26 protein-coding genes are annotated in these 26,472 nt (G+C 71.4%); 6 read left to right on the forward strand and 20 right to left on the reverse strand.

Translation table 11 applies throughout. From position 1 onward, the window contains the following. Positions 1–5: 5 nt before the first annotated feature. The 14 genes from nuoL to ACZ3YO_RS28515 all read right to left on the reverse strand — a co-directional run bounded on the left by nuoL (position 6) and on the right by ACZ3YO_RS28515 (position 15,925). Positions 6–1,901, reverse strand: coding sequence for an NADH-quinone oxidoreductase subunit L (nuoL, locus tag ACZ3YO_RS28450; protein WP_465574690.1), 1,896 nt, complete (start codon positions 1,899–1,901; stop codon positions 6–8). A gap of 14 nt (positions 1,902–1,915) precedes the next feature. Continuing rightward, positions 1,916–2,215: an NADH-quinone oxidoreductase subunit NuoK gene (nuoK, locus tag ACZ3YO_RS28455; RefSeq protein ID WP_209412994.1), complete on the reverse strand. Its 300-nt coding sequence runs from the start codon at positions 2,213–2,215 to the stop codon at positions 1,916–1,918. Then, on the reverse strand, positions 2,212–3,156 hold the full coding sequence (locus tag ACZ3YO_RS28460) for an NADH-quinone oxidoreductase subunit J (RefSeq protein WP_465574693.1): 945 nt from the start codon (positions 3,154–3,156) through the stop codon (positions 2,212–2,214). The genes nuoK and ACZ3YO_RS28460 overlap by 4 nt, the downstream gene beginning before the upstream one ends. Continuing rightward, positions 3,153–3,764 carry an NADH-quinone oxidoreductase subunit NuoI gene (nuoI, locus tag ACZ3YO_RS28465; RefSeq protein ID WP_465548187.1) on the reverse strand — a complete coding sequence of 204 codons (612 nt, stop codon included), beginning with the start codon at positions 3,762–3,764 and terminating at the stop codon, positions 3,153–3,155. Before nuoI ends, ACZ3YO_RS28460 begins: the two co-directional genes overlap by 4 nt. 6 nt (positions 3,765–3,770) lie before the next feature. After that, entirely contained in the window at positions 3,771–5,135 is a 1,365-nt protein-coding gene (gene nuoH, locus ACZ3YO_RS28470; RefSeq protein WP_465574695.1) for an NADH-quinone oxidoreductase subunit NuoH, read from the reverse strand. Further along, positions 5,132–7,894, reverse strand: coding sequence for an NADH-quinone oxidoreductase subunit G (locus tag ACZ3YO_RS28475; protein ID WP_465574698.1), 2,763 nt, complete (start codon positions 7,892–7,894; stop codon positions 5,132–5,134). Before ACZ3YO_RS28475 ends, nuoH begins: the two co-directional genes overlap by 4 nt. Beyond that, positions 7,891–9,252 carry an NADH-quinone oxidoreductase subunit NuoF gene (gene nuoF / locus ACZ3YO_RS28480; protein WP_465574701.1) on the reverse strand — a complete coding sequence of 454 codons (1,362 nt, stop codon included), beginning with the start codon at positions 9,250–9,252 and terminating at the stop codon, positions 7,891–7,893. The genes ACZ3YO_RS28475 and nuoF overlap by 4 nt, the downstream gene beginning before the upstream one ends. After that, positions 9,252–10,091, reverse strand: a complete 840-nt coding sequence (gene nuoE, locus ACZ3YO_RS28485; protein ID WP_465574758.1) for an NADH-quinone oxidoreductase subunit NuoE — start codon at positions 10,089–10,091, stop codon at positions 9,252–9,254. The genes nuoF and nuoE overlap by 1 nt, the downstream gene beginning before the upstream one ends. Positions 10,092–10,108: 17 nt before the next feature. Further along, on the reverse strand, positions 10,109–11,551 hold the full coding sequence (locus ACZ3YO_RS28490) for an NADH-quinone oxidoreductase subunit D (RefSeq protein ID WP_465574704.1): 1,443 nt from the start codon (positions 11,549–11,551) through the stop codon (positions 10,109–10,111). Next, entirely contained in the window at positions 11,551–12,264 is a 714-nt protein-coding gene (locus ACZ3YO_RS28495; RefSeq protein WP_396324543.1) for an NADH-quinone oxidoreductase subunit C, read from the reverse strand. The genes ACZ3YO_RS28490 and ACZ3YO_RS28495 overlap by 1 nt, the downstream gene beginning before the upstream one ends. Then, entirely contained in the window at positions 12,261–12,815 is a 555-nt protein-coding gene (locus tag ACZ3YO_RS28500) for a NuoB/complex I 20 kDa subunit family protein (RefSeq protein WP_405361061.1), read from the reverse strand. Before ACZ3YO_RS28500 ends, ACZ3YO_RS28495 begins: the two co-directional genes overlap by 4 nt. A 116-nt stretch (positions 12,816–12,931) precedes the next feature. Beyond that, positions 12,932–13,291, reverse strand: coding sequence for an NADH-quinone oxidoreductase subunit A (locus tag ACZ3YO_RS28505; RefSeq protein ID WP_014137597.1), 360 nt, complete (start codon positions 13,289–13,291; stop codon positions 12,932–12,934). Between the two features lie 793 nt (positions 13,292–14,084). Beyond that, positions 14,085–14,819 (reverse strand): response regulator, encoded by a 735-nt coding sequence (locus ACZ3YO_RS28510; RefSeq protein WP_465574709.1) that lies wholly within the window; start codon positions 14,817–14,819, stop codon positions 14,085–14,087. Next, positions 14,816–15,925: a sensor histidine kinase gene (locus tag ACZ3YO_RS28515; RefSeq protein ID WP_465574712.1), complete on the reverse strand. Its 1,110-nt coding sequence runs from the start codon at positions 15,923–15,925 to the stop codon at positions 14,816–14,818. Before ACZ3YO_RS28515 ends, ACZ3YO_RS28510 begins: the two co-directional genes overlap by 4 nt. Before the next feature lie 189 nt (positions 15,926–16,114). Here ACZ3YO_RS28515 and ACZ3YO_RS28520 point away from each other — a divergent pair, with 189 nt between their 5' ends. Continuing rightward, positions 16,115–16,774 (forward strand): hypothetical protein, encoded by a 660-nt coding sequence (locus tag ACZ3YO_RS28520; RefSeq protein WP_465574714.1) that lies wholly within the window; start codon positions 16,115–16,117, stop codon positions 16,772–16,774. Between the two features lie 13 nt (positions 16,775–16,787). On the opposite strand, the gene ACZ3YO_RS28525 is transcribed toward ACZ3YO_RS28520, so the two are convergent. Both ACZ3YO_RS28525 and ACZ3YO_RS28530 read right to left on the reverse strand, forming a co-directional pair. Then, positions 16,788–17,735, reverse strand: a complete 948-nt coding sequence (locus ACZ3YO_RS28525) for a DMT family transporter (protein WP_465574717.1) — start codon at positions 17,733–17,735, stop codon at positions 16,788–16,790. A 266-nt stretch (positions 17,736–18,001) separates the two neighbouring features. Continuing rightward, the gene (locus tag ACZ3YO_RS28530) at positions 18,002–18,664 is read right to left on the reverse strand and encodes a CatB-related O-acetyltransferase (protein WP_465574719.1); all 663 of its coding nucleotides are present in this window, start codon (positions 18,662–18,664) and stop codon (positions 18,002–18,004) included. 112 nt (positions 18,665–18,776) lie between these two features. Between ACZ3YO_RS28530 and ACZ3YO_RS28535 the strand changes: the two genes are divergently transcribed. The 4 genes from ACZ3YO_RS28535 (at position 18,777) to ACZ3YO_RS28550 (ending at position 21,570) form a co-directional block, all read left to right on the forward strand. Next, positions 18,777–19,394, forward strand: a complete 618-nt coding sequence (locus tag ACZ3YO_RS28535) for a TetR/AcrR family transcriptional regulator (RefSeq protein ID WP_465574722.1) — start codon at positions 18,777–18,779, stop codon at positions 19,392–19,394. A 274-nt stretch (positions 19,395–19,668) separates the two neighbouring features. Beyond that, positions 19,669–20,346 carry a peptidylprolyl isomerase gene (locus ACZ3YO_RS28540; RefSeq protein WP_465574725.1) on the forward strand — a complete coding sequence of 226 codons (678 nt, stop codon included), beginning with the start codon at positions 19,669–19,671 and terminating at the stop codon, positions 20,344–20,346. 85 nt (positions 20,347–20,431) lie between these two features. After that, on the forward strand, positions 20,432–20,758 hold the full coding sequence (locus ACZ3YO_RS28545) for a MazG-like family protein (RefSeq protein ID WP_396324551.1): 327 nt from the start codon (positions 20,432–20,434) through the stop codon (positions 20,756–20,758). Positions 20,759–21,105: 347 nt separating this feature from the next. Continuing rightward, the gene (locus tag ACZ3YO_RS28550; protein ID WP_465574729.1) at positions 21,106–21,570 is read left to right on the forward strand and encodes a hypothetical protein; all 465 of its coding nucleotides are present in this window, start codon (positions 21,106–21,108) and stop codon (positions 21,568–21,570) included. Between the two features lie 243 nt (positions 21,571–21,813). Here ACZ3YO_RS28550 and ACZ3YO_RS28555 read toward each other — a convergent pair whose 3' ends face one another. After that, positions 21,814–23,103, reverse strand: a complete 1,290-nt coding sequence (locus ACZ3YO_RS28555; RefSeq protein ID WP_465574761.1) for a geranylgeranyl reductase family protein — start codon at positions 23,101–23,103, stop codon at positions 21,814–21,816. A 239-nt stretch (positions 23,104–23,342) separates the two neighbouring features. On the opposite strand from ACZ3YO_RS28555, the gene ACZ3YO_RS28560 reads away from it, so the two are divergent. Continuing rightward, positions 23,343–23,612: a hypothetical protein gene (locus tag ACZ3YO_RS28560; protein WP_465574732.1), complete on the forward strand. Its 270-nt coding sequence runs from the start codon at positions 23,343–23,345 to the stop codon at positions 23,610–23,612. 180 nt (positions 23,613–23,792) lie between these two features. Here ACZ3YO_RS28560 and ACZ3YO_RS28565 read toward each other — a convergent pair whose 3' ends face one another. From ACZ3YO_RS28565 to ACZ3YO_RS28575, 3 genes are all read right to left on the reverse strand, one after another. Further along, positions 23,793–24,488 carry a demethylmenaquinone methyltransferase gene (locus tag ACZ3YO_RS28565; protein ID WP_396324553.1) on the reverse strand — a complete coding sequence of 232 codons (696 nt, stop codon included), beginning with the start codon at positions 24,486–24,488 and terminating at the stop codon, positions 23,793–23,795. A gap of 77 nt (positions 24,489–24,565) precedes the next feature. Next, the gene (locus ACZ3YO_RS28570) at positions 24,566–25,153 is read right to left on the reverse strand and encodes a hypothetical protein (RefSeq protein ID WP_405361053.1); all 588 of its coding nucleotides are present in this window, start codon (positions 25,151–25,153) and stop codon (positions 24,566–24,568) included. 457 nt (positions 25,154–25,610) lie between these two features. After that, positions 25,611–26,279, reverse strand: a complete 669-nt coding sequence (locus ACZ3YO_RS28575) for an amidohydrolase family protein (RefSeq protein WP_465574736.1) — start codon at positions 26,277–26,279, stop codon at positions 25,611–25,613. Between the last annotated feature and the right edge of the window lie 193 nt (positions 26,280–26,472).

The following is a 26,472-nucleotide window of genomic DNA, read 5'->3' on the forward strand; positions in this document are numbered from 1 at the left end:
ATTCATCAGACGGACCTCATCAGGAGAGTCGTGGCGACCAGCACCAGCGTGCCGCCGAACATGGAGAGCGCGTACGAGCGGACGTAGCCGTTCTGGATCCGCCGCAACCGGCTGGAGATGCCGCCGATGGTGGCGGCCAGGCCGTTGACGAAGCCGTCCAGCCCGCGACTGTCGAAGAAGACCAGGGCCGCGGTGAGCGCCGAGCCGGGCCGGACCAGGACGGCGTGGTTGAAGTCGTCCTGGAGCAGGTCGCGACGGGCGGCCCGGGTGAGCGGGGAGCCGACCGGCGGCATCACCGGGACGGCGGAGCGCCCGTACATCACGTACGAGAGCGCGACGCCGACCAGCATGCAGACCGTCGCGAGCAGCGTGACGACCGACGGGCTGAGCGGCGAGTGGCCCTCCTCGTACCCGGTGACCGGCTCCAGCCAGTCCAGGAAGGAGTTGTTCAGGACGAACAGGCCGCCCGCGAAGACCGAACCGAAGGCCAGCAGGATCATCGGGGTGGTCATCGTCTTCGGCGACTCGTGCGGGTGCGGGTCGTGGCCCTCGGCGTCGGGCTGCCAGCGCTTCTCACCGAAGAAGGTCATGATCATCACCCGGGTCATGTAGAACGCGGTGACGGCCGCGCCCACCAGGGTGCAGAGTCCGAGGATCCAGCCCTCGGTGCCGCCCTTGGCGAAGGCCGCCTCGATGATCTTGTCCTTGGAGAAGAAGCCGGACAGGCCCGGGAAGCCGATGATGGCCAGGTAGCCGAGGCCGAAGGTGACGAAGGTGATCGGCATGTACTTGCGCAGGCCGCCGTAGTGACGCATGTTCACCTCGTCGTTCATGCCGTGCATGACCGACCCGGCGCCGAGGAACAGACCGGCCTTGAAGAAGCCGTGCGTGACCAGGTGCATGATCGCGAAGGCGTACCCGATCGGGCCGAGGCCGGCCGCCAGGATCATGTAGCCGATCTGCGACATGGTCGAGCCGGCCAGCGCCTTCTTGATGTCGTCCTTGGCACAACCGATGATCGCACCGAAGAGCAGCGTGACCGCGCCGACCACCACCACGGCGGTCTGGGCGTCCGGCGCCAGGTTGAAGATCGGGCCGGAGCGGACGATCAGGTAGACGCCGGCGGTCACCATCGTGGCCGCGTGGATCAGGGCCGAGACCGGGGTCGGACCCTCCATGGCGTCCCCGAGCCAGGACTGCAGCGGCACCTGGGCGGACTTGCCGCAGGCCGCCAGCAGCAGCATCAGACCGATCGCGGTCAGCTTGCCCTCGCTCGCCTGGCCCGCGCCGTCGAAGACCGGCTCGAACGTGAAGGAACCGAACTCCGCGAACATCAGCATGATCGCGATGGAGAGGCCCATGTCGCCTACGCGGTTGACGATGAACGCCTTCTTGGCGGCCGTCGCGGCGCTCGGCTTGTGCTGCCAGAAGCCGATCAGCAGGTACGAGGCGAGGCCCACGCCCTCCCAGCCGAAGTACAGCAGCAGGTAGTTGTCGGCGATCACCAGCAGCACCATGGCCGCCAGGAAGAGGTTCAGGTACGCGAAGAAGCGGCGCCGGCGCTCGTCGTGCGCCATGTACCCCACCGAGTAGAGGTGGATCAGCGTGCCCACTCCGGTGATCAGCAGGACGAAGGTCATCGAGAGCTGGTCGAGCCGGAACGCCATGTCGGCCTGGAAGCCGTTCACCGGGATCCAGGTGTAGAGGTATTTGGTGACGGCGCGGTCCTCGGCGTCACGGCCCAGCATGGCCGAGAACAGGGCGAGCCCGAAACCGAAGGAGAGCGCGGCGAGCGCGGTGGCGAGCCAGTGACCGAAGCGGTCGAAGAGCCGGCCGCCGAGCAGCAGCAGGGCAGCACCGGCCAGCGGGGCCGCCACCAGCAGCGGAATGAGAGAGTTCACCGAAGGCCCTCCGCCTACAGCTTCATCAGATTGCTGTCGTCGACCGAAGCGGAGTGCCTGGTCCGGAAGATGGAGACGATGATGGCGAGGCCGACCACGACCTCGGCCGCCGCGACCACCATGGTGAAGAACGCGATGATCTGGCCGTCCAGATTGCCGTGCAGCCGGGAGAAGGTGACCAGGGCCAGGTTCGAGGCGTTGAGCATCAGCTCGACGCACATGAACAGGACGATCGCGTTGCGCCGGATCAGCACGCCGGAGGCACCGATGGTGAACAACAGGGCGGAGAGATACAGGTAGTTGACCGGATTCACTCCGCGCCCTCCTCGTCGTGGCCGTTCGGAGCGGCGTGGTTGTTGGTCGCCGCCGGCTCCAGCTCCTTGTGCGAGCCGTTGCGCGGACCCGTGAGGGGACCGGTCACCGGCGGGCGCTCGGATGGTGCGCGGCCCAGCCAGTCGGCGGTGGTGGACTCCAGCTCGGCCATCCGCCGGAGCATCTCCTGGCTGACGTCGCGGATCTGGCCACGCTCGCGCAGGGTCTCCATCACCGAGTCCTCGGCGATCGTGCCGTCCGGCAGCAGGCCGGGGATGTCCACCGCGTTGTGCCGGGCGTAGACGCCGGGCGCGGGCAGCGGCGGGACCTGGATGTTGTCCTGGATCCGCTGGGCGGCCAGCTCGCGCTGGGTCTTCGGAGCCTTCACGTGCTCGCGGTGCGTCAGCACCATGGCGCCGATCGCGGCCGTGATCAACAGTGCGCCGGTGACCTCGAAGGCCCAGACGTACTTGGTGAAGATCAGCCGGGCCAGGCCCTGGACATTGCCCTCGGCGTTGGCCTCGGCGAGGCCGGTGAAGGTGTCCAGCTTGGCGTTGGCGAGGCCCGCCATCAGCAGCACGCCGAAGCCGAGCCCGCAGAGCACCGCGGCGAACCGCTGGCCCTTGAGCTGCTCCTTCATCGAGTCGGCGCTGGTGACGCCGACCAGCATGACCACGAAGAGGAAGAGCATCATGATCGCGCCGGTGTAGACGACGATCTGCACGACACCCAGGAAGACCGCGCCCTGGGCCATGTAACAGACCGCCAGGGCGAGCATGGTGGCCGCCAGGCAGAGCGCGCTGTGCACGGCCTTCTTCATCAGCAGCATGCCGAGCGCGCCGCCGACGGCGATCACCGCGAGCACCCAGAACTGGACGGCCTCGCCGGTGGAGGTCGCGCCCGTCACGGCGGCGAGGTCGAGCGAGGTGGAGGCGGCGGTCACTGCTGGGCCTCCTTCTCCCGGGCGGTGCGCTCCTGCTGGACCGTCCCCGGCGCCGCCGCGGTGATCTCGCCCCGGTAGTAGGCGCCCTCGTCGGTGCCCGGGAAGATCGCGTGCGGGGTGTCGACCATGCCCTCGGAGAGGCCGACCAGCAGCTGCTCCTTGGTGAAGATGAGGTCCTTGCGGGAGGAGTCCGCGAGCTCGTACTCGTTGGTCATGGTGAGCGCGCGGGTCGGGCAGGCCTCGATGCAGAGGCCGCAGAGGATGCAGCGGGCGTAGTTGATCTGGTACACCACGCCGTACCGCTCGCCGGGCGAGTAGCGCTCCTCCTCGCGGTTGTCGGCGCCCTCGACGTAGATCGCGTCGGCCGGGCAGGCCCAGGCGCAGAGCTCGCAGCCGACGCACTTCTCCAGGCCGTCCGGGTGCCGGTTCAGCTGGTGGCGGCCGTGGAAGCGCGGAGCGGTGGGCTTCTTCTGCTCCGGGTACTGCTCGGTGAGCCGCTTCTTGAACATGGCCTTGAAGGTCACGCCGAAGCCGGCGGCCGGCCCGAGGACGGAAGGCTTGTCGGGCCGGTCTGGCCGGTCGCCGCTGCCGTTCTGGTCGGACGACATCTCGGTTCAGCTCCCTTCGGAATGGTCGGCCCCGTTGAGGGCGTCCTGGAGTTGCTTCGGGGCGCGGCTGCGCCGGCGCGGGACCGGCGGGAGCTCCTGACCGGGCAGCGGGGGCACCGGGTACCCGCCCGCCATCGGGTCGAACGCTCCCCCGGGCTTCGGCCGGGGGGTGCCCGCACCGCCCGACGGCGCTGCCTCCTCCTCCGGCTCGGGCTTGCGCCTCATGACGTCCCGGGCCAGGGCGAGCAGCAGGATCGCGCCCGCCGGGGCGCCGACGTACAGCACCACCTCGCCGAAGTCGTAGCCCTCGTTCCGCAGCGCCCGGACGCTGGACACCATGACCAGCCAGACCAGCGAGACCGGGATCAGCACCTTCCAGCCCAGCTTCATGAACTGGTCGTAGCGGAGCCGGGGAAGGGTGCCGCGCAGCCAGATGAAGAAGAACAGCAGCAGCTGGATCTTGAGCGTGATCCAGAGCATCGGCCACCAGCCGTGGTTGGCCCCCTCCCAGAAGGTGGAGACCGGCCAGGGCGCGCGCCAGCCGCCCAGGAAGAGGGTGGACGCGACCGCCGAGACGGTGACCATGTTGACGTACTCGGCCAGCATGAACATCGCGAACTTCAGCGAGGAGTACTCGGTGTTGAAACCGCCGACCAGCTCGCCCTCGGCCTCCGGGAGGTCGAACGGCGCCCGGTTGGTCTCGCCCACCATCGCGATGATGTAGACGATGAAGGAGACCGGCAGCAGCACCGCGAACCAGGTCGGCTGCTGCGAGGCGACGATCTCCGAGGTGGACATCGAGCCCGAGTAGATGAACACCGCCGCGAAGGAGAGGCCCATCGCGATCTCGTAGCTGATCATCTGGGCCGACGAGCGGATCCCGCCGAGCAGCGGGTACGTCGACCCGGACGACCAGCCGGCCAGCACGATGCCGTAGATGCCGACCGAGGCGGTCGCCAGGATGTACAGCAGCGCCACCGGGAAGTCGGTCAGCTGGAGCGGCGTCCGGGTACCGAAGATCGACACCTCGTCGCCGGCCGGGCCGAAGGGGATCACCGCGAAGGCCATGAACGCGGGGATGGCGCAGACGATCGGGGCCAGGATGTAGACCACCTTGTCGGCGCTCGTGACCACCAGGTCTTCCTTGAGCGCCAGCTTCACGCCGTCGGCGAGCGACTGCAGCATGCCCCAGGGGCCGTGCCGGTTGGGGCCGATGCGCAGCTGCATCCAGGCCACGACCTTGCGCTCCCAGACGATCGCGATCAGGACCGTGCCGACCAGGAAGGCGAAGCAGAAGACCGCCTTGAGCAGCACCAGCCACCAGGGGTCGCGGCCGAAGAAGCCCAGGGTCTCGTACGCGGCGAGGTTCACTGCTCCTCCTCCGTGGTCGTGGCGGACTTGGCGCCGGGGGTGGCCTCGGCGGACTCGGTGGTCGCGGGGAGGGGCGCGGCGGTCGGGGCGGTCGCGGCGGTGGCGGTGACGGCCTCGGTGGTCGCGGTGACGGTCGGGGTGGTCGAGGTCGGGGCGGTCGCGGCGGTGGCGGTGGTCGCGGTGACGGCCTCGGTGATGGTGTCGGCCGCGATGGTGACCAGGTGGCCGACGGTGGTACCGAGGGCCCGGTAGGCCCCGCCCGGGGAGGAGTTGAGCGGGATCCAGACCGTGCGGTCCGGGATGTCCTTGGTGATCTCCAGCGGCAGCGTCAGCGAACCGGCCGGGCCGGTCAGCCGCAGTGCGGCGGTACCGGTCCGGGTGGTGCCGGTGTGGGCTGTGGCGGTGTGGGCTGTGCCGGTGTGGGCTGTGCCGGTGTGGGCCGTGCCCGTCGCGGCGGTGCCGGCCTCGGCGGCGCCGACCTGTCCGGCGCCGATCTCCTCGGCGGTGGCCGGGGAGATCCGGGCGACCGCCCGGTGCCGGGTGCCGGCGAGGTGCGGGTCGCCCTGCTGGAGCGTGCCGTTGTCCAGCAGCTGGCGCCAACCCGCCAGCACCGCCTGGCCGGTGGCCGGCCGTGGCAGCAGCCCGGGGTGGGTGGCCGGGTCCGTGGACCGGTCCCCGGCCCACGGCGCGAACCGGTCCAGCTCCAGCCGGACGGCCCGGACGTCGGCCAGCCCGAGCCGGTGCCCCAGCGCGTCGGCCAGCATGTTCAGCACCCGGGAGTCCGGGTGGAGGTGACGGCCCATCTGCTGGTCGGGCTTGAGCGCGGCCTCGAACATCCGCACCCGCCCCTCCCAGTCCAGGAAGGTGCCGGCCTTCTCGGCCACCGCGGCGACCGGCAGCACCACGTCGGCCCGGGCGGTGACGGCGGACGGGCGCAGCTCCAGCGAGACCACGAACGGCACCGCGGCCATCGCCTCCTCGGCGAGCGCCGGGTCCGGCAAGTCGTCCGGGTCGACGCCGCCGATCAGCAACGCGTCCAGATCACCCGCGGCGGCGGCCGCGAGGATCTGGTCGGTGTCCCGGCCGAGACGGGCCGGGAGTTCGGCCACGCCCCAGGCGGCAGCGGCCTCGGCCCGGGCGGCCGGCGCGGAGACCGGACGGCCGCCGGGCAGCAGCCCGGGCAGCGCGCCGGCCTCGACGGCGCCGCGCTCACCTGCCCGGCGCGGGACCCAGGCCAGCCGGGCACCGGTGGCGTGGGCCAGCCGCAGCGCGGCGGTGAGTGCGCCGGGGACCGCGGCCAACCGCTCACCGGCGAGAATGACGGCGCCGGGGGTGCGCAGCATTTCGGCGGCGCGGCCGGCGTCGTCGTTCAGCGGCTCGTCGGCGGCGAGGGCCGCCAGCCACTCGGCCTCGGTGCCCGGGGCGGCGGGCAGCAGCGCGCCGCGCAGCTTGGTCAGCCCCCGGGAGCCGTAGGCGGCGATCGAGTACACCTTGAGGCCCGCGGCGCGGGTGGCCTTGCGCAGCCGCAGGAAGACGATCGGCGACTCCTCCTCGGGCTCGAAGCCCGCGAGCAGGACGGCCGGAGCGCTCTCCAGCTCCTGGTAGGTGACGCCGGTGCCGTCGAGGTCCGTGCCGCGGCCGGCGACGGCGGCGGCGAGGAAGTCCGCCTCCTCGCCGCTGTGCGGGCGGGAGCGGAAGTCCACGTCGTTGGTGCCGAGCACCACCCGAGCGAACTTGGCGTAGGCGTAGGCGTCCTCGACGGTGACCCGGCCGCCGGTGAGGACGCCGGTGCGGGCACCGCGCAGACCCTCGGCGGCCCGGGCCAGTGCCTCCGGCCAGGAGGCGGGGGTCAGTTCACCGGTGCCGGCGTCGCGGACGAGCGGTGTGGTGAGCCGGTCGCGCTGCTGGGCGTAGCGGAAGGCGAACCGGCCCTTGTCGCAGTTCCACTCCTCGTTGACCTCCGGGTCCTCCCCCGCCAGCCGGCGCAGCACCTTGCCGCGTCGGTGGTCGGTGCGCTGGGCACAGCCGGAGGAGCAGTGCTCGCAGACGCTCGGCGAGGAGACGAGGTCGAACGGGCGGGAGCGGAAACGATAAGCCGCCGAGGTGAGCGCACCGACCGGGCAGATCTGGATGGTGTTGCCGGAGAAGTACGAGTCGAGCGGCTCGGCGTCGCCGATACCGACCTGCTGGAGGGCACCGCGCTCGACCAGGTCGATGAACGGGTCCCCGGCGATCTGCTGCGAGAAACGGGTGCAGCGGGCGCAGAGCACACAGCGTTCGCGGTCCAGCAGCACCTGGGTGCTGAGCGGGATCGGCTTCTCGTAGGTGCGCTTCATCCCCTCGAAGCGGGAGTCGGTGTCGCCGGTGGACATCGCCTGGTTCTGCAGCGGGCACTCGCCGCCCTTGTCGCAGACCGGGCAGTCCAGCGGGTGGTTGATCAGCAGCAGCTCCATCACGCCGCGCTGCGCCTTCTCGGCCACCGGTGAGCTGACCTGCGTCCGGACCACCATGCCCTCGGCCACCGGAATGGTGCACGAGGCGACCGGCTTGCGCTGGCCCTCGATCTCGACGATGCACTGCCGGCAGGCGCCGGCCGGATCGAGCAGCGGGTGGTCGCAGAAGCGCGGGATCTGGGTGCCGATCTGCTCGGCGGCCCGGATCACCAACGTCCCCTTGGGGACCTGCACTTCGACGCCGTCGATGGTGAGCGTGACCAGTTCGACCGCGGCCTTGGAGGTGGATGGCTCTGTGATCGTCACGCGTGCACCTCCCTTTCGGTGGCGGACTGGTGGCCGGGGCGGGGGCCGTCGGCCCAGACGGTGGAGGCGGCCGGGTCGAACGGGCAGCGGCGCTCGGCGAGGTGCTGCTCGTACTCGGCCCGGAAGTGCTGGAGCGAGGAGACGATCGGGCTGGCCGCGCCGTCGCCCAGGGCGCAGAAGGACTTGCCGTTGATGTTGTCGGCGATGTCGAGCAGCTTCTCCAGATCGCCGTCGACGCCCTCGCCGGCCTCGATCCGCTTGAGCAGCTGGACCAGCCAGTAGGTGCCCTCGCGGCACGGGGTGCACTTGCCGCAGGACTCGTGGGCGTAGAACTCCGTCCAGCGGGTCACGGCCCGGACCACGCAGGTGGTCTCGTCGAAGATCTGCAACGCCTTGGTGCCGAGCATCGAGCCGGCCGCGCCGACGCCCTCGTAGTCGAGCGGGACGTCGAGGTGCTCATCGGTGAACATCGGGGTGGACGAGCCGCCCGGGGTCCAGAACTTGAGCCGGTGCCCGGCCCGGACACCGCCGCTGATGTCCAGCAGCTCGCGCAGGGTGATGCCGAGCGGGGCCTCGTACTGGCCGGGGTTGGTGACGTGGCCGGAGAGCGAGTAGAGCGTGAAGCCGGGGGACTTCTCGGTGCCCAGGCCCTTGAACCACTCCTTGCCCTTGGCCAGGATCGGCGGCACCGAGGCGATCGACTCGACGTTGTTGACGACCGTCGGGCAGGCGTAGAGGCCGGCGATGGCCGGGAACGGCGGGCGCAGCCGCGGCTGGCCGCGGCGCCCCTCCAGCGAGTCCAGGAGGGCCGTCTCCTCGCCGCAGATGTACGCACCGGCGCCGGCGTGCACGGTGATGTCGAGGTTGATGCCGGAGCCCAGGATGTCCTTGCCGAGCAGCCCCGCCTCGTACGCCTCGGCCACCGCGGCATGGAGCCGGCGCAGCACCGGGACGACCTCGCCGCGCAGGTAGATGAACGCGTGGTCGCAGCGGATCGCGTAGGACGCGATGATCATGCCCTCGATCAGCGAGTGCGGGTTGGCGAACAGCAGCGGGATGTCCTTGCAGGTGCCCGGCTCGGACTCGTCCGCGTTCACCACCAGGTAGTGCGGCTTGCCGTCGTTCTGCGGGATGAACTGCCACTTCATGCCGGTGGGGAAGCCGGCGCCGCCGCGGCCGCGCAGGCCGGCGTCCTTGACCAGGGCGATCACGTCGTCCGGGGGCATCGCGAGGGCCGCCTTCAGGCCCTCGTACCCGGAGTGGCGGCGGTAGGTGGCGAGCGTCCAGGGGCGGCTGTCGTCCCAGGAGGCGGAGAGCACGGGGGTGAGCAGCTTCTCGGCCGGCTCGGCGGAGGTCATCACGCTTCGGTCCCTTCGTGGCCGGTGCCCTCGCGGTTGGTGCCGTCGCGGCCGGTGCCCTCGCGGTTGGTGCCGTCGCGGCCGGTGCCCTCGCGGTTGGTGCCGTCGTAGCGGGTGCCGTCGGGGCGGGCTCCCTCGTGGCGGGGCGAGACCACCTTGGCGCCGGCCGTTCCGGGCAGGGCCTCGCCCCTGGCCAGGCGCAGGCCTGCGAGCGAGGGCGCACCGCCCGCCCCGGACTCGTCGACGGCACCGGGGCGCTCGTCCGGGAAGCCGGCCAGGATCCGGGCCGACTCCTTGAAGCTGCAGAGCCGGGCGCCACGGGTGGGCCGGACGTCCTCGCCCGCCCTCAGGTCGTCGACCAACTGCCGGGCGCTCTCCGGGGTCTGGTCGTCGAAGAACTCCCAGTTGACCATCACCACGGGGGCGTAGTCGCAGGCGGCGTTGCACTCGATGTGCTCGATCGAGATCTCGCCGTCCTCGGTGGTCTCGTTGTTGCGGATCCCGAGGTGCTGCTGGAGCTCGTCGAAGATCTGGTCCCCGCCGAGCACCGCGCACAGGGTGTTGGTGCAGACCCCGACGTGGTACTTCCCGGCTGGCCGGCGCCGGTACATGGTGTAGAAGGTGGCGACGGCGGTGACCTCCGCCGTGGTGAGGTCCAACTGCTCGGCGCAGAAGCGGATGCCGGTCGCGCTGACGAAACCCTCCTCCGCCTGCACCAGGTGCAGCAGCGGCAGCAGGGCGGACCGGGCCACCGGGTAGCGGCCGATCAGCTCCGCGGCGTCGGCGGCGAGGCGGGCGTGCACCTCCTCGGGGTACGGCTTGGCCGGCAGTGCCGGCAGTCCGAGTTCCACATTGCTCACCGGTCCACGCCTCCCATCACCGGGTCGATCCCGGCCACCGCGACGATCACGTCGGCGACCTGGCCGCCCTCGCACATCGCCGCCATCGTCTGCAGATTGGTGAACGACGGATCCCGGAAGTGGACCCGGTAGGGGCGCGTCCCGCCGTCGCTGACCACGTGCACGCCCAGCTCGCCCTTGGGTGACTCGACCGCCGCGTACGCCTGGCCGACCGGGACCCTGAAGCCCTCGGTGACCAGCTTGAAGTGGTGGATCAGGGCCTCCATCGAGGTGCCCATGATCTTGCGGATGTGGTCGAGCGAGTTGCCCATCCCGTCCGGACCGACGGCCAGTTGGGCCGGCCAGGCGATCTTCTTGTCGGCCACCATGACCGGGCCGGGGCGGAGCCGGTCCAGGCACTGCTCGACGATCCGCAGCGACTGGCGCATCTCCTCCAGCCGGATCAGGAAGCGCCCGTAGGAGTCGGCGCTCTCCGCGATCGCGACCTCGAAGTCGTAGTCCTCGTAGCCGCAGTACGGGTCGGTCTTGCGCAGGTCGTGCGGCAGGCCGGTGGCGCGCAGGATCGGGCCGGTGGCGCCGAGGGCCAGGCAGCCGGGCAGGTCGAGGAAGCCGACGTCGACCAGGCGGGCCTTGAACACCGGGTTTCCGGTGGCCAGTTTGTCGTACTCGTGCATCCGGGAGCGGAGCGTCTTGACCGCCTCGCGGATCTGGTCGACGGCCCCGGGCGGGAGGTCCTGGGCGAGGCCGCCGGGACGGACGTAGGCGTGGTTCATCCGCAAGCCGGTGACCAGCTCGAAGACGTCCAGGATGAGCTCGCGGTCGCGGAAGCCGTAGATCATCAGCGTGGTGGAGCCGATCTCCATACCGCCGGTGGCCAGGCAGACCAGGTGCGAGGAGATCCGGTTGAGCTCCATCATCAGGACGCGGATGACGCTGGCCCGGTCCGGGACGTCATCGGTGATGCCCAGCAGCTTCTCGACCGCCAGGCAGTAGGCGGTCTCGTTGAACAGCGGGGTCAGGTAGTCCATCCGCGTCACGAAAGTGGTGCCCTGGACCCAGCTGCGGAACTCCATGTTCTTCTCGATGCCGGTGTGGAGGTAGCCGATGCCGCAGCGGGCCTCCTTCACCGTCTCGCCGTCGATCTCCAGGATCAGCCGCAACACGCCGTGGGTGGACGGGTGCTGGGGGCCCATGTTGACGATGATGCGCTCGTCGTCGGCCCGGCCGACCGCCTCGACCACCTCACCCCAGTCGCCGCCGGTGACGGTGAAGACCCGGCCCTCGGTGGTCTCGCGGGCTGCCGCGGTCTCCGCTGCCGCCGCGGCCTCCTCGGCCGATGCTCCGGCAGCCGCTCCCTCGGGCGATGCCCCGGCCGACGCGCCGGACGACGCGCCGCCCCCGGCCGCTCCGTCGGCCTTCTCGTAGTGCTGAGTACTCATCAGCTGTACGACCTCCGCTGGTCGGGTGCCGGGATCTGGGCGCCCTTGTACTCGACGGGGATGCCGCCGAGCGGGTAGTCCTTGCGCTGCGGGTGGCCGAGCCAGTCGTCCGGCATCATGATCCGGGTGAGCGCGGGGTGGCCGTCGAAGACCAGGCCGAAGAAGTCGTAGACCTCGCGCTCGTGCCAGTCGTTGGTCGGGTAGACGCTGACCACGGACGGGATGCGCGGGTCGGCGTCCGGCGCGGTCACCTCCAGCCGGATCAGCCGGCCGTGGGTGATCGAGCGCAGGTGGTAGACCGCGTGCAGCTCGCGGCCCTGGTCGCCCGGGTAGTGGACGCCGCTCACCCCGAGGCAGAGCTCGAAACGGAGCGCGGGGTCGTCGCGCAGGGTTCGGACGGTCTTCAGCAGGTGCTCGCGGGCGACGTGGAACGTCAGCTCGGCGCGATCGACGACGGTCTTCTCGATCACGTCCGCCGGGTCGAGGCCCTGCTCCTCCAGGGCGCCCTCCAGCTCGTCGGCGACCTCGTCGAACCAGCCCCCGTAAGGGCGTCGGCTCGCGGGCGGCAGCGCGATCGGGGCGGCGAGGCCGCCGAAGCCGGAGGTGTCACCGCTGCCCTTGGCACCGAACATGCCCTGGCGCCGGCCGACCACCTCGACCGGGATCTCGCGGTGCGGCTGCTCCCGGCGGGTCTCGGGTACCTGGTCGTTCATCGCAGCTGCCCCCGCATCTCGCTCACCGGGGTGGCCTTCAGGGCCAGCGCCTCGCCCAACTCCTCGGCCCGGCGGCGGTTCACGCCCAGCGGCTCGTGCTGGATCTTGTCGTGCAGCTTCAGGATCGCGTCCATCAGCATTTCCGGGCGGGGCGGGCAACCGGGCAGGTAGATGTCCACCGGGACGATGTGGTCGACACCCTGCACGATCGCGTAGTTGTTGAACATCCCGCCCGAGGAGGCGCAGACGCCCATCGAGATGACCCACTTGGGGTTGGCCATCTGGTCGTACACCTGGCGCAGCACCGGGGCCATCTTCTGGCTCACCCGCCCCGCCACGATCATCAGATCGGCCTGCCGGGGGGAGCCCCGGAAGACCTCCATGCCGAACCGGGCCAGGTCGTAGCGGCCGGCTCCGGTGGTCATCATCTCGATCGCGCAGCAGGCCAGTCCGAAGGTGGCCGGGAAGAGCGACGCCTTGCGCACCCAGCCCGCGGCCGTCTCCACACTCGTGAGCAGAAAGCCGCTCGGCAGCTTCTCCTCGATTCCCATCAGATCCCTCTCAATGCCCTCGGTGCCCTCAAGTCCTGTGATTGGTCCGCTCGTTCGGGTCGCTGCACCCGGCCGGGCTTGTCCGCCCGTTCACAAAGTCAGCGGCCGCCCCGCACTCAGTCCCACTCCAGGCCGCCGCGGCGCCAGACATAGGCGTAGGCGACGAAGACGGTGGCGATGAACAGGAGCATCTCGACCAGCCCGAAGATCCCCAGGGCGTCGAAGCTGACCGCCCACGGATAGAGGAAGACGATCTCGATGTCGAAGACGATGAAGAGCATCGCCGTCAGGTAGTACTTGATCGGGAACCGACCGCCGCCCACGGGCTGCGGGGTCGGCTCGATGCCGCACTCATACGCCTCCAACTTGGCCCGGTTGTAGCGCTTCGGGCCGGTCAGTGAGGCCATCACGACGGAGCCGACCGCGAACGCCGCCGCGATGGCACCGAGTACGAGGATCGGCGCGTAGGCATTCATAACCCCCGCTCCCTCCGTCCAGTCGTCCTTGACTGCAGATCGGAACCGACGGGTCACGCTGTGGTGAACCCGCGTTCCAGTTCCCGAGATCCACCTCATGTGAGGCAGTTCACAAAGCCTGGAACGAGCGCATCCTATGCCCGTCGGCTTGTGATCTGCGACACGCAGTTCACGACGATCTTTGTGATCTACGCCACCCCTGGAATGGTGGCGAAAGTGAACATGCCTAGAGTTGTCAACGCAAAGAAGTCAAATGGTCACAACCAGTCGCATTTATCTGCGAAGCGGCTGGTCAGGGCCGCGCTTCTATATCAACTATGCTCCGCCCAGAGCAAATTTCTGGGCGCCAGGTTGACGTGTTATAGAGGCTCACTCGCAGGGGTGGCAGGTCTCCGAACGCCCGCTTGACCCTTCGTTCACAAGCGCGCGAGCGGGGCGGCGGGGGGGGCCGCGGGGTGGCGAGGCGGGGTGGGGCGAAGGCGGGGCGGCGGGGTGGGGCGAGCGGATGGGTCGAACGACCGGGCCGGGCAGGGATGAAGTGGGGCGGGGCTGGTCGCTGACCGGGCCAGGGGCGGCGGCCAGGCAGGACCGGGGCCGGGCAGGGGCGGGGGCAGGGGCGGGGGTGGGGGTCGGGGTGGGGGTGGGGGTGGGGGTGGGGGTCGGGGTGGGGGTCGGGTGCCGGGTACCGGATACCGGGTGCCGAGTGCCGGAGAGGGGTGGAGCTGGGAACCGCCGCCGGTTAGGGGCGGAGCTCAGGCGGGGCAGGGCAGGGAGGCAGGACAGGGCTAGGTGCTCAGGAACCGGTCTCCCAGACCCAGGCGGCGATACCGACGCGGTTCCGGGCGCCGATCTTGCGCTGGATCGTGGCGAGGTGGTTCTTCACCGTCCCGGCGGCGATGAACAGTTGCGAGCCGATCTCCGCATTGGTCGCCCCGCCGGCGACGAGCTGGGCGATCTCCGTCTCCCTCGCGGTGAGCTCCTCGATGAATTCCGGACGCTGGCGCTCCGGCCCGCTCTGCGGCTCGTTCCTCCCCTGCCTCTCCTTCCTCCCTTTCCTCCCCTGTTCCTGTCGCCCCTGCTCCTGGTGGCCCCGCTCCTGCTCCTGCTCCTGCCCCCGGTGCGACAGCTGCTGCAGCAGGCGGACGGTGACCTGCGGACTGATCAACGCATCCCCGGCGACCGCGGCCCGGACCGCCTCGGCCAGCAGCGCCGGACCCGAACGCTTCAGCAGGAATCCGGCCGCGCCGGCCCGGATCGCCGTGTGCACGTACTCGTCCAGGTCGAAGGTGGTCACCACAACCACCCGAAACTCCCGGCCCAGCTGCCGGGTCAGCTCCAGGCCGTCCAGCCGGGGCATCCGGATGTCCGCGAGGATCACGTCCGGCCGCAGCCGGTGGGCGGCCTCCACCGCCAGTGCGCCGTCCTCGGCCTCGCCCACCACCTCGATGTCCGGCTGAGCGTCCAGAATGATCCGGTACGCGCTGCGGATCGCCTCGTCGTCGTCGGCGAGAAGGACTCGGATACTCATCGGCCCTCCAAGGGCATCGTCGCGGCGACTCGCCAACCGCCGGCCTTCTCCCGCCCGGAGGCGAGCGTCCCGCCCAGCGCCTCCACCCTGGCCGCCAGCCCGGCCAGTCCGCTGCCGCCCCGCACGGCACCTCCACGACCGTCCTCTCCACGGCGGGCCTCTCCCAGGCGCGCCCCGGGCGCATGTGGGCCCCCGCCGTCGTCCCACACCATGACCTCCAGCCTCCGGCCCTCGCGCCGCACCCGGACATCCACCACACGTGCCGCGGGTGCGTGACGGCGGACGTTGGTCAGCGCCTCGACCACGATCCGGTACGCCGTCGCCGCCACCTCCCGGGGTACGCCGGCCTGCACCTCCGGGGCGTCCAACCGGACGGTGGCACCGCCTGACTCCGCGAACCGATCGGTGAGGGCGGTGAGTTCGGCCAGGCCCGGCTGCGGCCCCCGCTCCGGACCGTCCGTCTCCCCGCTGCGCAGCAGGTGGACGGTACGGTCCAGCGAGGCCAGCGCCAGCTGCCCGGCCTTCTCTATCCGCTCGAACAGCTCCGCCGCCCGGGCCGGATCGGAGGCGGCCAGCACCATGCCCGCCTGCGCCTGGGCAACCATGCCGCTGACATCGTGCGCGACGAAGTCGTGCAGGTCGTGGGCGAGTTCGAGCCGCTGGGCGCGACGGGCCGCCGCCACCGAGCGGCGCCTCTTCTCGTCCAGCCCGCGCAGATACAGACCGGCCAGCACCGCCGGGAGCGCGAAGACCGAACCGAACCCGAAGAGGGTCAGCGCATCCCCCGGCCCGACGATCGCCTCGAACCGGGACGGCCAGAGCGCCGCCGCACCGCCGATCGTCCAGGCCACGACTGCCGACCGCCGCCCGTCCTCGGCGCGCAGCGCCAGCACCAGCAGGAACAGGAGGGAGGCGAGCTCGAACAGGCCGATCACACCGGGCCAGCGTTGTGACTCGCCCCATCGACCGGCCGCCCAGACGCCGACCGTGGCCGCCACCGAGACCGCGCCGGCCGCCCCAGCCACGACCACCACCCCGCACCGGGCCCGCACCGCCCAGCCGAGCAGCACGGCCACTGGTGCGGCCAACGCCAGGATCTGACTCATAGTCGCCTCCTTTCCGGCGGTAAGCCTACGGACCTCAGCACCCCGCCGCCTGTGCCGATCGGCATATTCGCGCGCACCTTCTGAGCGGCGAGAACAGCCCGATCGGCATCTGCCGCAGACCGCAGCCGACCGCCAGGCTTGACCCATCGGATCGGCCGGTGGGGCTGGGCGAGAGGGGAGTTCACATTCATGAGCACCGTCACCAACACCACGACCACGGTCACGTCCAGGGCGAGGAACGGAATCACGGCCGGCGCAGGCACAGGCTCCGGCTCCGGCACCACGACCGGGGCGGACCCGATGTCCCTCGACACCGGTGGTTCCCGGCCGGCCGGCACCGCCGCGCCCGTCCCACGCTGGGCCGAGCTGGCGGCCAAGGCCACCGTCTGGACCACCGTGCCCTCCGGGCTCTGGCGGATCGCGTTCGGCCTCGGCGTCCCGGTCGGCTTCAGCGGGGAGTTCGCCGCGCTGGCCGACCGGCACAACCCCGGCTGGGGCACGGCGTACGTCCTGGTGCTGAGTGCCCTGGCCGAGCTGCTGGCCTTCCTCACCGTCGGCCTGGTCCGCCCCTGGGGCGAGGTGGTGCCCGGCTGGATCCCGCTGATAGGCGGCCGTACGGTCCGACCGCTCGCCGCGATCGTCCCGGCCGCCCTCGGCTCCGCGGTCCTGACCTGGCTCGGCATGACGGCCCTGTTCGGCGGCTGGAGCAGCAACATGAGCTCGCCCGACGCCCCGCACGGCTCGGCCGGCCTCGTCATGGCCCTCTGCTACCTGCCGCTGGTCGCCTGGGGGCCGCTTCTCGCGCTCGTCACCTTCGCCTACGCCCGCCGCACTCTGGGGCGTCGATGACGAGGGCGCCCCGTCACACCGAAGCCGGGGCCGGCTCCGCCGCCGCGTCGGCCTCCACCACCTGCGCCGCGTCCCGGGCCGGGGCGACGGCGGTACGGCGCCCCCATTCGGTGGCGACCAGGACGAGGGCACCCCCCAGGAGTGCGAGCGGGCCGAGGTGGTTGCCGGCGAGGGTGATGCCGAAGACGGCGGCCCAGAGCGGCTCGGTACCGAGCAGCAGGCTGACCCTGGACGGCGAGGTCGCGCGGACGGCCCACATCTGCACGAAGAAGGCGAACAGCGTGCAGAGCAGAGCCAGATGCAACAGCCAGGCCCACTGCGCTGGCCCGTACGAGGCGGCGGCCGTCCACGGCAGCGGTCCGGCGAACGGCGCGACGACGGCGAACACCAGTGTCGCGGTGGCAAGTTGGACCCAGGTGAGGGCCAGCGAGTCGGTGTCCCGGATGGGTCGGAGCCGAGCCATCGTCAGCACGTGGACGGTCCGCACCACCGCGGCTCCGAGCACCAGCAGATCGCCCAGCGACGGCGCCTTGAGCCCGCCGCCCCCGGTCAGCATGGCGACCCCCACCACCGCCAGCCCGGCCGCGGCCAGAAAGGCCCGCGGCAGCGGCGTCCGAGCCAGCGCGCTCTCCGCGAGAGGAGTGAAAACCATGGTGAGGCTGATGATCAGACCGGCGTTGGTGGCCGAGGTGTGCACCGCGCCATAGGTCTCCAGCAGAAAGACGCCCCCGAGCACCAGCCCCAGTACCGCGCCACCCAGCCACTCGGACCGACCCATCCTCCGCAGCCCCCGCCACGCGACCAGTCCCAGCAGCGGCAGCACCAAGGCGAACCTGAGCACCAGCATCGCCACCACCGTCCCCGGCTCGGCCACCCGCTGCACGGCCAGAAAGCTCGACCCCCACACCACCGCAACCAGCAGTACGGGCACATCACGAAGGAAGGACGACGAACCACGCATGAACAGGAACCCTCCGGAACGAACGGAACCGACGAGGAGAGATTCCCGTACGACATCGGACGGATCTCGGGCCACAACAGGCCCCCACCAGGGGCCCGCCATCTTCGCGCACCCGACGGCCGGCGATCAACGGTTTTCGGTCCCGCACGGCTCGACGCCCTTGTGCCCCCGGCCCCTGGTGCCCCGGCCCCTTGTACCCCCGGCCCCTTGGTGCCCGGCCTCCGTCCTGACCCCGCCCCATACCCGCCTTCCTGCGTCCCGCGCCCTCAGGTGGCCAGCAGACCGTGGACCGCGGCGATGGCCTCGATGTCGGCAGGCCTGCCGGACATGATGGCTCGGACGTGCTCGGTGACGAGTTCGACCGGCCAGTCCCACCAGGCGGCGCGCAGCAGGCGGTCGACGTCCGCGTCGTCGAAGCGGCGACGGATCGGGCGGGCCGGGTTGCCGCCGACGACGGTGTACGGCTCGACGTCGGCGGTGACGACGGCGCCGGCGGCGATGATCGCGCCGTCGCCGATCCTGACGCCGGGCAGCACGGTGGCGCCATGTCCGAACCAGACGTCGTTGCCGACCACGGTGTCGCCCCGGCTCGGGAGTCCGGTGACGATGTCGAGGGTCCTCTCGGTCCAACTGCCGCCGAACATGGTGAACGGAAAGGTGGAGACTCCGACGGTGGGGTGGGCGGCGCCGGCCATCAGGAAGCGGGTACCGGTGGCGATCGCGCAGTACTTGCCGATCACCAACTGCTCGGGACCGTACGCGTAGAGGACGTTGCGCTCCTCGAAACGGGTGGCACCGTCCGGGTCGTCGAAGTAGGTGTACTCACCGACCCGAATGCGCGGGTCGGTGACCAGCGGGCGCAGCAGGACGACACGGTCGTGCCCGGCGAGCGGGTGGAGCACGGTGTGGTCGGGGATCGCGACAGTCATGGAACTCCTCAACGACTCAAACGGACCTCTCGAAATGCGACTTGAGTCGCATTAAGATGAGGATGGCATGGCGTCACCGCCACGGCAAGCCTTAACGCGACTGGAGTTGACTTTGAACGAGGAAGCCCGCACCCCCACCCCTCGCCCGGGCGGGCGCAGCGCCCGGGTCCGCGCGAACGTCATCGCCGCGACGCTCGCCAAGATCACCGAGAAGGGGTACGACGGGCTGACCGTCGACGCGGTCGCGGCGCGCTCCGGCGTCCACAAGGCCACCCTGTACCGCCGCTGGAACGGGGTGGACGGCCTGGTCGCGGACGCACTCACCGCCTCCGCCGACCAGCCGTGGCCACTCCCCGACACCGGCGACCTCGCCGGCGACCTACGTCGGATCACCCATGAGGTCTTCGCCGTCTTCACCGACCCCGAACTGGGCTCGACCCCGACCGCACTGATCACCGCCGCCCAGCGCTCCGACGTCGGCGCCGCCGCCCTGCGCGCCTTCTTCTCCGCGCGCCACCGACAGGCCGCCGAGGTGGCCGAACGCGCCGTCGAGCGTGGCGATCTTCCCGCCGGCACCGATGGCGCCGAGGTCGTCCGCGCAGCCACCGCCCCGCTCTACTACCGCCTGTTCGTCACCGGCGAGCCGCTGGACGCTCGCACTGCCGAGCGGGCCGCCGATGCCGCAGCCCTCGCCGCCCGCGCCGGCCTCTTCACCGCAGAGGCCGCCTGACCCCCAGGTGCCAGCCCGCGAAGCCCAACAACGCCGCCCCGAAACGTCGCCCCCGGAACGCCCACCCCGAAACGCCGACCTCAGACGCGCCCACCCCACGGGCACCCGCACGCGCCGACCGACTCCACCCGCTCCACGCCGCCCTCCCCGCGCCAGCCACCCCACGCCACCCGCGCGCGACACGCACCCCCGACGTCTACCGCATCCACCCCTGGCCGTGGATGATGTCGCCATGACAACACTGCCGTCCACCACCCCCCGGAAGGCTCGTCAAGTGAAGCGCAAACACTGGGCGTTGTTCGCCGCTGCCACCATCCTCCCGCTGGTCGCGACCACCGGAACCGCCGTCGCGGACGCCCCGCCGGTCCCGGCTCCGACCACGCCCACCGCCGCCACCTGCACCTACACCCCGGCGGTGCCCGCCGACAACTTCAAGGGCATCCCGGTCTTCGATGCGAAGAAGGCGGCCAAGCCCTACAGCGCGACGCTGAAGACCAGCCAGGGCGCGATCACCTTCCAGGCCCTGACCGCCGAGGCGCCCTGCACCACCTTCTCGTTCCGCTTCCTCGCCGAGCACGACTACTTCGACCGCAGCCACTGCCACCGACTCACCACCCAGCGGATCTTCGTCCTGCAGTGCGGAGACCCGACCGGCACCGGCAGCGGCGGCCCGGGCTACTCCTTCCCGGACGAGAACCTGACGGGGGCCACCTACCCGGCCGGCACCGTGGCCATGGCCAATGCGGGTCCGAACACCAACGGCAGCCAGTTCTTCTTCGTCTGGAAGGACACCAAGCTCTCCCCCGCCTACACCCCGTTCGGTCGGATCACCGCAGGCCTCGACGTGCTGCAGAAGATCGCGGCCGGTGGCGAGGACGACCAGAACAACCCCGGCGACGGCTACCCCACTCTCCCGGTGAACATCCGCAACGTGAAGATCAGCTCCCGCTGAAACCGAGCCGCCGGGCGACCGCTCCGCCCCTGCCAGGCTCCCGTACGGTGGGCAGCGTCACCGAAGCCGTACGGGAGCCGCGCACATGGACAGCAGGATCTGGGAGAGCGTCGACCACCTGGTCGCCTGGCTGGACGACGAAAGCGGACTCTCCGCCCAGGAGGAGCGCCTGCTCCGCATCCTCAAGGTCTCCGAGGAGGTCGGCGAGGTCGGCGCCGCGGTGATCGGGGCCACCGGGCAGAACCCCCGCAAGGGCGTCACCCACACCTGGGAAGACGTCCAGCACGAGCTCTGCGACGTCGTCTTCTCAGCCCTCGTCGCCCTCCGCACCCTCACCCCGGATGCCGCCCAGGTCTTCGCCGACCGCCTCGCCTACGTCGAGCAGCGCTCCGCCGCCAGCCGCCCACAGTGACCCCGCCGGTCGCGGTAGCCACGGCAGCCACGGCAGCCACGGCAGCCACGGCCACCCTGCACGCCCGCCACGCCCGCCACGCCCGCCACGCCCGCCACGCCCGCCACGCCCCGCAGACCCCACACCCGCCGCGCCGCACACCCGCCACCGCCCCCGCCACGACCACGCCCACGCCCGCGCACCCGGCGATGTGAGTACTTCTACGGATGGTTCGCCTCGCTCCGTCCCCCTAGAGTCGTCAGCGGCAACGGACGATCCCGGGGGGGGAGCATCGGATGGCCAAGTCCGGCGGGTGGATCAGTGAAGCGGTGCCTGCGGTACGACAGCGGCCAAGGGTTCGCCGGGCGGTGGCCGGGGCGCTCGGGCTCTGTGTGGTGTTCACCCTCGCGGCCGTCGGATGGATCGCGTACGCGATGGTGACGACCTTCCACCCGCCCGAGACGGACACCGACCGGGCCGAGAAGCTGGCAACCCTGCATTACAAGCAGCATCCGGCCAAGGGGCGGTACTACATCCCGGTGGAGGCCGTGTTCGGCCGGCTGCCCGACGGCACACGGGCGGCCTACCTCCACTACCAGGTGCGGGCAGACACGGACTCCAGCGTGGACGACTTCCTCCGCGTCTACGACCTGCCGCGGCTAGGCGCCCCGGCCCCGCTGCCGGACGACCTCCGGGCGGCGTTCCCCGGCAAGGAGCCAGCCGACGCCCCCCTGGTACCGCAGACGGGCACGGCCGACCGGCAGATCTTCGTCGTCACCGCGGAGCCCGGCTCCCCCGACGGCGCCGACATCTACGTACGCGCCACCGGCTGAACCGACCCGACACCGGCCCGCCCCCCGGCAAGGCGCGCCGCTGCCCCCTGCCCCCTGCCCCCACAAGCACAGGGGGCAGGGGCGTCAGCCATCACTCATTCAGCCGCCACGCAACAGCGACCGGAAATCAGCTCCCCAGCCTCAAGCGCCAAGCCTCAAGCCCCGGCCCCCAGCCTCAAGCCCCGGCCCCGGCCCCGAGCTCCGAGCTCCGAGCTCCGGCCCCCGAGCCCCGAGCCCCGAACATCAGGCGTTCGGGGCGACCTTGGTGAGGCCGTTGATGATGCGGTCCATGGCGTCGCCGCCCTGTGGGTCGGTCAGGTTGGCGAGCATCTTGAGGACGAACTTCATCAGGATCGGGTGGGTCAGGCCGCGCTGGGTGGCGAGCTGCATGACCTTGGGGTTGCCGATGAGCTTCACGAAGGCGCGGCCCATCGTGTAGTACCCGCCGTAGACGTCCTTGAGGATGCGCGGGTAGGCCTGGAGGGCGCGCTCGCGGCCGGTGTCGGTGACGCGGGCGTTGGCCTGGACGATGACGCCGGCGGCGATCTGCCCGGATTCCATCGCGTAGGCGATGCCCTCGCCGTTGAACGGGTTGACCATCCCGCCGGCGTCGCCGACGAGCAGCAGGCCGCGGGTGTAGTGCGGCTGCCGGTTGAAGGCCATCGGCAGGGCGGCGCCGCGGATCGGGTCGGTCATGTTCTCGGGGGTGTAGCCCCACTCCTCCGGCATGCTCGCACACCAGGCCTTGAGCACCTCGCGCCAGTCCAGCTCGCCGAAGGCGGGCGAGGAGTTGAGGATGCCGAGGCCGACGTTGGAGGTGCCGTCACCCATGCCGAAGACCCAGCCGTAGCCGGGCAGCAGCTTGCGCTCGCCGCCACGGGTGTCCCACAGCTCCAGCCAGGACTCGAGGTAGTCGTCGTCGTGGCGCGGGGAGTTGAAGTACGTCCGGTAGGCGACGCCCATCGGGCGGTCCTCGCGGCGGTGCAGGCCCATGGCCAGCGAGAGCCGGGTGGAGTTGCCGTCGGCGGCGACGACCAGCGGGGCGCGGAAGGTCACCGCCCGCTTCTCCTCGCCGAGTCGGGCGGTGACGCCGACGATCCGGCCGGTGCGGTCGTCCAGCACCGGGCCGCTGACGTTGCACCGCTCGTACAGCCGGGCGCCCGCCTTCTCGGCCTGACGGGCGAGCAGCTCGTCGAAGTCGGCGCGCTTGCGCACCAGGCCGTAGTCGGGGAAGGCGGACAGCTCCGGCCAGTCGAGCTCCAGCCGGACGCCGCCGCCGATGATCCGCAGGCCCTTGTTGTGCAGCCAGCCGTTGTCGGTCGACACGTCGATGCCCATGTCGACCAGCTGCTTGGTGGCGCGCGGGGTCAGGCCGTCACCGCAGACCTTCTCGCGCGGGAAGGACGTCTTCTCCAGCAGCAGCACGTCGAGGCCGGCCTGGGCCAGGTAGTACGCGGTGGTGGAGCCGGCCGGGCCCGCGCCGACCACGATGACGTCCGCGGTGCTCTCCACGGGGCTGTCCGGCTTCGTCAGATCGGCTGCGGTCTCGGACACGGTGGGCACTCTCCTGGAGCTGCGGCTGGGGGGACGGCGGCTGTCCCCGGCAGTCTAGTTGCCGTCCTGGGGACCGGATCCGACGGCGGCGCCCGCCACGGCCGGCCGGGCGTAGGGACGGGCCCTCCCGGCAGCGAGACCGCGCCTCCGGTCGTCAAGGCGGCGCCTGGAGCGCGCACCCGTTGGCAGCGGCGGTCTCGCCCGGCGGGACGGCCCCCATGATGAACGCCGGGATGGCCGCACAGGCGAAGGCGGTGTCGGTGCCGAGGAGGCAGCCGACCAGGACCAACTGCCCAGACCTCGTGCAGCAGGACGAGGCCGAGCAGATGGCCGACGGCGTGCACGGCCGCGCCGACCAGGAGCGAGGTGAGCAGCCCCTCGTCCGCGGAGAGCTCCGCCGAGAACGGGGAGATCAGCATCATGATCAGTCCGCTGGGCGGTGCCGCTCGATCGAGGACTTCCAGGGCGTGGTCCGGCCGCGCGTCTGAACCGCACGGCCCCGGCCACGGCAACGCCCGCCCGGGGCTACAGCCCCCGCTCCACGCACCAACGGGCCGCTGAACACACACGAAGCTGAACACACGAAGCAGACCGCACGGGGCAACCGCACGGAGCAGACCGCCCGCGGTTGACAGACCGGTGGGCAGTCGAACCTGCGGCAGAGGGCCCTACGAGACCTTGTACGCCCGGTGCAGTGCCACGATCCCGCCGGTCAGGTTGCGCCAGGCCACCTTGGACCAGCCGGCCTCCTGGAGCTTCGCGGCCAGCGCGGGCTGGTCCGGCCAGGCACGGATCGACTCGGCGAGGTAGACGTACGCGTCCGGGTTGCTGCTGACCGCGGTGGCGACCGGCGGCAGTGCCCGCATCAGGTACTCGGTGTAGACCGTGCGGAACGGCGTCCAGGTCGGCGTCGAGAACTCGCAGATCACCAGCTTGCCGCCGGGCTTGGTGACCCGGAACATCTCGTTCAGCGCGGCGTCGGTGTCATGGACGTTGCGCAGCGCGAAGGAGATCGTCACCGAGTCGAAGGTGTCGTCCGCGAACGGCAGGCTGGTGGCGTCCCCGGCGGTGAGCGGCAGCTCGGGGTGGCGGCGCTTGCCCTCGGTGAGCATGCCGACCGAGAAGTCGCACGGGACGACCTTGGCCCCGGCCTCGACGAAGGGCAGCGAGGAGGTGCCGGTGCCGGCTCCGAGGTCGAGCACGAGGTCCCCCGGTCCGGCGGCCACCGCCTCGGCCACCGCCCGGCGCCAGGCGCGGGCCTGGCCGAGGGAGATCACGTCGTTGGTGCGGTCGTACTTGGCCGCGACGTCGTCGAACATGGCGGCGACTTCGTGCGGCTGCTTGTCCAGAGAGGCTCGGGTCACGCCCCCATTGTTCACCCTGGCACCGGCGACCCGGGCAAGGGGGCACGCCGCCCGCCACGAAGAGCCCGGCACCGGCCTCAGTGCAGGCCGCGCCGTCCGCCCGAACGACGCTTGCGACGCGAGCGCTTGCCCTGCGTTATCGCGGGCATCCCGTCCGGCAGCGCACCCGCGGCGAGCGCCACGGTGGTGGCGAACCGGCCCTCGCCGGTCCGGATGGCGACCGCCCGGCGGTGCCGGCGGATGCGCAGCACACAGACGAGGAAGAGCAGACCGGCCACCGGCACGCTGATCCGGGCCAGCCCGACGCCGACCGGCTGCGGGTAGGTGTCGCCGCAGATCCGGACCGCGCCCGGGTCGTCGGCGGCGTGCTCCAGGCAGATCGCGTCGCCGACCTTGGTGCCGTCGGCCAGCGGCAGCGCGGCGGCGGTGTGCGACTGGCCGGCGGCCCGGTAGTTGACGGTGGAGTACGAACCGCCACCGGTGGGCAGCTGGGTGACGACGCCGTCCACTCTCACCGGGTGCGCGCCGATCCGGTCGGCCTGCTCGGCCTGACGCCAACCGAGCAGGCACATGCCGACGGCCAGCACGGCGCTGAGCACGGCGGTGAGGTACCAACCACGGCCCAACCGCGGGGAACGCGGCGGGGGGACGGTCGCGGATCGCATGGTTCCTGTCCTGGCTTGCCTTCAGGGCCTGGGACTGGGCCCCGCCACCCGCGGGGGCGGGCGGTGTGTGGTGAGGGTGCGGAGTGAGCTGTCCGGGATCGTATCCGCTGGCGGGCCCTCAGGTCACGGCGAAGGGTGAATCAGACGATATGGCCGAACACCGAGTTCGGCAGCACACGAAGGAACTCCCGTGTGCTGCACGGGATTCCGGCTACCCGCGGGTAGCCGACAATCAGTGCCCCCGGAAGTCAGGTCCCGGCAATCACAGCCCCCGGCGCTCACCATCCCCCAGCACACAGCACCCAGCAGCACCCCAGCACCGAGCACCCAGCACCCAGCACCCAGCACCCACGACACTCCGCACCCCAGCACCGCCTCCGCATCCAGCGACGCCCACCGACGCCCACCGACGCCCACCGACGCCCACCGACGCTCAGCGACACGCCCACCGACGCGCTCAGCGACGTCGATAGACCAACCGCCCGGCCAGCACGGTGGCCAGACAGCCGCCAGGACGCGGCTCGCCCGCACCAACGGCCGCCGTGCTCGCGAGCCGCGCGAAGACCGCGAAGTCGGCCGGCCCGTCCACCGCCAGCCGGCCGTGCACCGCCGCCGCGAGCGGCAGCACGGCGAGCGGGTCCAGCGGTCCCTCCCCACCCACAGGACCCTCAGGACCCACAGGGCTCGCAGGACCGGGCAGCGCGGTCAGCCCCGAGCGGGCCACCGCCGTCCGGACCGAGGCGCGCTCGAACGGCCCGGCTACCGCGGTCACCCCGCACCCGAGCATCCGCTGCAGCCCGCGCCGGGCGCTCGCACCGCAACGTGCCTCGTCCGTCGCTTCGGACAGCCCCCCGGAGACGGGCGTGTCCCCGACCCCCTCACGCGGGTCCGGGTGGTACGCGCGCTCCAGGAGCCAGTGCCCGTACGGATTGCGCAGGCCTGGCGTGAGCAGGCCGTCGCCCCAGTCCCGCAGCCGCGCCCCGGGGTGGGCGGCGGCCAGCCCGGTGTACGGGCCGAGGGCGGCGATCCGCCCGTCGCGCACCAGCACCGCCCCGTCGGAGAACGACGGGGCGGTGGGGTCTGCCGGATCGGGCAGCACGAGGGCCGCCCGGTGCAGGGTCAGCACGGCGGAGAGGCCGCCGTGACGGCGGGGCCGGCACGGCGCGGGGTCGGTACGACAGCCTGGGTCGGCACAGCTGTACGGCCTCAGCCGTTGTTGAGGATCTTCAGCTCGGGGTGGGCGGTGCCGCCCTCGATCGCGGTGGAGGCGATGTGCGAGGCGACCCGCGGGTCGACCGGGTCGTCGGCCGGGTCGTCCA

This window comes from Kitasatospora sp. NPDC022785 (assembly GCF_055561295.1).